This is a genomic window from Flavobacterium limnosediminis JC2902, from assembly GCF_000498535.1.
In the GTDB taxonomy this organism is placed as follows: domain Bacteria; phylum Bacteroidota; class Bacteroidia; order Flavobacteriales; family Flavobacteriaceae; genus Flavobacterium; species Flavobacterium limnosediminis.
The window spans coordinates 1-1,199 of the sequence record NZ_AVGG01000036.1 but is presented as its reverse complement, the minus strand read 5'-3'; the positions used below and the strand labels follow the sequence as shown (position 1 = coordinate 1,199).

The window sequence follows — 1,199 nt, the reverse complement described above, 5'->3', positions numbered from 1 at the left end:
GGTGGATTCAAGTATCTAGCGCAACGGTGCTAGTTATTTTTTAATGATTCAAATTTAGTATTTTTCTTAAATAATGTGCTTATTTTCAGAATAACTTTTTAGGCTTTTTAAGGAGCCAAAAGTTATTTCCGAAACTAAGCCGTTACCGCGACTCATTTTGTCGATTTCCTCTTTCCTGATTTGGTTAGGAGTTTTAAATCCTAAGACCTTTCTGGGCCTATTGTTTAGGTTGTTTTCTATTCGTTTAAGTTCTTCAAAGGTTACATTATTAAAGTCTGTTCCTTTGGGCAAAAACCGTCTGATTAAACCATTGGTATTCTCATTGGTTCCTCTTTCCCAGGAGGAGTAGGGATGTGCAAAATAGATGTCCATTCCTGTATTTTCCGAAAGCCATTTATGATTAGCCATTTCCATTCCATTGTCGTAAGTCATTGTTTTTCTGAGGTATTTAGGCTGCATGTTTAGATATTTTGCAAATTGTTGTGTTACTGTTTCTGACTTTCTGTTTTCAATTTTGACAATAATAAGATGTCTTGTTTTTCTGTCTACTATAGTTCCGATTGCGCTTTTTTGTCCTACTCCAATCATTAAATCGGCTTCCAAATGCCCTGCTTCAAGGCGGTCTTCAATGTGTTTTGGTCTGTCTTTAATGCTGACCTGATCCTTAATTCGAACTCTGTTTTTAGCGAATTTCCTCTTAGCCCTTCTTGTATGATGATGATAGGGAAGTAGCTTAATGAGTTTCTTGCCTAAAGAAGATTGCCTGTGCTTATAAATATGTTTATAAATTGACTCGTAAGAAATGGACATGACAGGGTCATTTGGATACAATAGCTTGAGTTGTCCGGAGATTAGCTCAGGGCTAGTTCCCTTTAGTAGACTTCTGTATATGAATATCTTGAGCCTAGGATGTTCATTGATTTTATCTTCTGCTCGTTTTGTTTTATTGGTTTCTAACGCACAGAAATGAGCTATAGCAGCTTTATAGATATCCGTTGGTTTCCTCACCCAAATATTGATTTCTTTAGTGATGGTAGAGGTACTCCGATTAAGTTGTTTTGCGATATAACTTTTAGATCTTTTTTCTATTAAAAAGGTCTCTATTTTAACACGTTCTTCGAAGGATAAACGCTTGTACTTTTTTCCCATAATTCAACAAAGATAAAATTTATCATTTGTTGCGTTAGGTTCTTGAATTC

The 1,199-nt window shown here is 35.3% G+C and carries 1 pseudogene; it reads right to left on the bottom strand.

Annotated elements, in window-relative coordinates:
* Positions 1 to 156 precede the first annotated feature (156 nt).
* Positions 157 to 1,149: pseudogene (locus tag FLJC2902T_RS15290) on the bottom strand (IS30 family transposase); the annotation flags it as partial.
* Positions 1,150 to 1,199 lie beyond the last annotated feature (50 nt).